Raw genomic sequence first — 3,033 nt, 5'->3', positions numbered from 1 at the left:
GAGCTCGGTCCCGGGGATCCTCTAGAGTCCCCGACAAGGTTCGCGCCGAGGCCGCCCTTGACGACGCCACCACGCTCGTCCTCGCCGAGGTCTCCGAGCGAACCGGGCACATCTGGGCCGCAGGCGCGGCTCCCGCCGTGGTCGAGCTTGTCGTTCTGACGGCGGCTCGCCGAGGATACGAGAACCCTCGAGGCATCAATCAAGAAACCCTCGGTGAGCACACCGTCGGACTCTCCGAGTCCACGGGCGTCTACCTCACCTTCCGCGAGGCGTCGCAAATTGCACGCGCCGCGACGGGCCGCCGAGGCTTCACAGGCTCCGTGCGTACCCCCTCGGCGTACACCGCAGGCGTCGAGGAGTGCGCCCCCGTGCAGGGCGGCTCCGCCATCCCCTTCCGCGAGGGCATCTAGAGGCCCCTCATCTTCTCCGCCATCCCCCGTCATCGAAGCGGGCGGCGGAGTGCTCGCGGCCTGTGTGTGCAGGCGCGGCGAGAGCACGCAGGGACTCTTTCACCCCGTGGCGTGAGCACCCGGCGGCGGGAACCGCGCGGGGTGAGCATGCGGCCAGGCCTAGGAACCCGGCGCGGCACGCCGACGCCTACGGCTTCTCCGGGTCTCCCGCCTAGGCGTCACGGCCCGCTCAACGACCTCCGGCGAGCGGGCCACCTCCCCACTTTGAACCACCCCAGGAGCCTCCACTACAGGCGACCCCGGGGCCTTCCTCCGCGCACGCGAGGGCCTCTCCCACATCGAGTCAGTGAGCATCACGACCAACGGCGACGTGATGACCATTCCCCAACCGAAGGTCAAGAGATGCGGCACCAGCGACCGAGTGAACTCACCCGCCTCCCCATTGCGCAGCACCTCGAGGGATGAGCCCAGAGCCATGACACTCGCTGTGCCCGCGAGGACGTACATCACGCCGACGACGATCTTGGCCCAGTATGCGCCGCCCTGCCCGACGGAGCGCAGGTAGCGAGCCTCGAGCACGACTGCAAGGCCAAGCACCGGCGCGACCGAAGCACACGCGCCCCAGTAGGCAATGTCGGAGTCGCTCAGCGGCACACCCGAAGCGTAGCGGCCAGGGGAGGGTCTCCCACTACCCCCTCGCTAGAAGCCCGGTGAGGCATAGCGTCTCCCTGTCGCTACGTATGGCCCTCCGTTTTCAGGCGCTCCCGCCAACCCCGCCCGACCCGCCGAAAGGAGCGCATTGTGGCGAATTCCCCGCAATCTCGCGCCCGTTCGGCCTGGTCGGCCGCCGCTAAGCGCACATTCCGCGACATTGTCGACGCTCATCCATCCCTCGAAAAGGCGAAGCTAAGCGCCCTTTACGGCGCCTGTGACCTTCTCTCCGACGCCGACAAGATGCAATCCCGGATCGACGAGGACCGCCTCATTGTCGCCGGTTCGATGGGCCAATCCGTCGCCCACGCCCTCATCGCCGAGGTCCGCCAGTACCGCCGCTAGGGCGTCGCCCTCCTGCGGGCGCTGGGGCTCACGGCGCAGAGCGCCTCCTCAAGTACGCCGCCCGATTCGATTGGCCCCCGTTCCCTCACCGGAGCGGGGGCCTTTCGTCGTTCTAACGACCCTTCACGTAGGCGCGCATCGCCGTCACCGTCGGGATATCCGCCCACAGCCGGATCGAATTCTCGATGACCGTCGTTCCGCCGATCCGGTAGGCGTCGAATCCGAGGCCGTCCAGCATCGGCGCGAGGCCCGCCGCCTTCGCCGCCGAGAGGTAGCCCACCTTTCGCCCGCGCCCGTAGACCGCGAGAGCGTTGCCGTCGTGCGCGTTCCCCGGCTCACGCACGAGCAGATACGACGTGCCGCCGTGGGCGCGGCGTTCATCGTCCGTCAAGTAGTTCGCTGAGCCGACGATCCGATGCCGCCCCGACGCGACCTCGCGCAGATCGAGCACGCGCAAGCTGTCCTCGTCAATCTCGGCCACAGTGACCTTCGCGGCAGAGTCCTTGCGGCTCGACCGCTTCGCCTCCATCGAGGTAACCCAATCGTCGAAGCTCCCCTCGTGGCGCTGGACGGGCCGCCGCTCGACGGTGCCGTCCCGATGCCTGATCGTCACGGTCGGCTCGGGCACTGGCACCTCGCCGGGCGAAGCCACTTCTGCGGCTTCCGCGGCCCTCCGCCCGAAGAGTCGGTCTAGAAATCCCATGAGCGGAGCCTAACGAGCCGTGTCGGCTGTGCCTGCCACGATGGACACATGACCGACCTCGTCTCCGCCGTCCCGCCACACGAGCCCGCCGAAGACACCCTCGCCTACGTTGGTAAAGCCGCCCTCGGCGCCATCCCCATCGTCGGCCCCATCGCGGCGGAGACGCTCGCCCATGTCCTCGACACGCGCCAAGCCGCCCGCCAGCACGAATTCAACTCACTTATGGCTCGATCGCTCACCGACGCCATCGCGCGCCTTGACGAGAGCCTCACGCTCGAGGACGTTGTCGACTCGGACGAGTTTGTCGCCGCCGTCACGCACGCTCAGCGCGCCGCAGCCGAGACGGCCAGCGCCGGGAAGCGCCGCCGCCTCGCCAATGCCGTCGCGCATGCGGGAAGCTGGGCTCCGTTCTCCCACACCGAGCGCTCCCAGTTCGGGCGTCTCGTCGTCGACTTCGACGACCTCCACGTCTGGCTTCTGCACTATCTCGACGACGGTCACGCGTGGGCAACCGCCAACGGTGTCGACATGGCGCGCCGCTACGAGGCCGACAACAACAATTCCCTCACCGCTGTCTTCGGCGTCCCGCTCGCTGAGTGGTGGCCGCCGTTCGCTCAGGCCGTCAGCGACCTCGAGCGAGAGCGACTTGTCGCCATTCAACGCGAACTATCTGACTCACACGCCCGCGAGCTTCACGCACGCACGACGCCGAAGGGACGGAAGTTCCTTGAGTACCTTTCCGAGCCGCCCTCGGCGGAAGCCGCGCCACCCTCGGCGCTGTAACCCGACGGCGTCCACGCGCCGCCCTACGCTGTGACTCGTGCGCGTAGACGACTTCTTCAATGATCAAGCCGCCCCCTCGGC

At 68.2% G+C, this 3,033-nt stretch carries 4 protein-coding genes; 3 read left to right on the top strand and 1 reads right to left on the bottom strand.

What is annotated here, in order from left to right:
* Both I5I_RS17185 and I5I_RS12465 read left to right on the top strand, forming a co-directional pair.
* Positions 1 to 410: hypothetical protein (locus I5I_RS17185; protein ID WP_051039616.1), on the top strand; the 410-nt coding region annotated here is incomplete at its 5' end.
* A gap of 801 nt (positions 411 to 1,211) precedes the next feature.
* Positions 1,212 to 1,466 (top strand): hypothetical protein, encoded by a 255-nt coding sequence (locus I5I_RS12465; RefSeq protein WP_036320156.1) that lies wholly within the window; start codon positions 1,212 to 1,214, stop codon positions 1,464 to 1,466.
* 112 nt (positions 1,467 to 1,578) lie between these two features.
* On the opposite strand, the gene I5I_RS12460 is transcribed toward I5I_RS12465, so the two are convergent.
* Positions 1,579 to 2,079, bottom strand: coding sequence for an HIRAN domain-containing protein (locus I5I_RS12460; protein WP_187289953.1), 501 nt, complete (start codon positions 2,077 to 2,079; stop codon positions 1,579 to 1,581).
* 138 nt (positions 2,080 to 2,217) lie between these two features.
* Between I5I_RS12460 and I5I_RS12455 the strand changes: the two genes are divergently transcribed.
* Positions 2,218 to 2,952, top strand: a complete 735-nt coding sequence (locus I5I_RS12455; RefSeq protein ID WP_036320149.1) for a hypothetical protein — start codon at positions 2,218 to 2,220, stop codon at positions 2,950 to 2,952.
* Positions 2,953 to 3,033 lie beyond the last annotated feature (81 nt).

The organism is Microbacterium sp. B24 (assembly GCF_000333415.1).
GTDB lineage: Bacteria > Actinomycetota > Actinomycetes > Actinomycetales > Microbacteriaceae > Microbacterium.
This window is presented reverse-complemented; position numbering and strand designations above follow the sequence as displayed.

Excerpts from the sequence above, each read along its gene's own strand:
- I5I_RS12455 (WP_036320149.1), top strand. The coding sequence starts at position 2,218 with ATGACCGACCTCGTCTCCGCCGTCCCGCCACACGAGCCCGCCGAAGAC.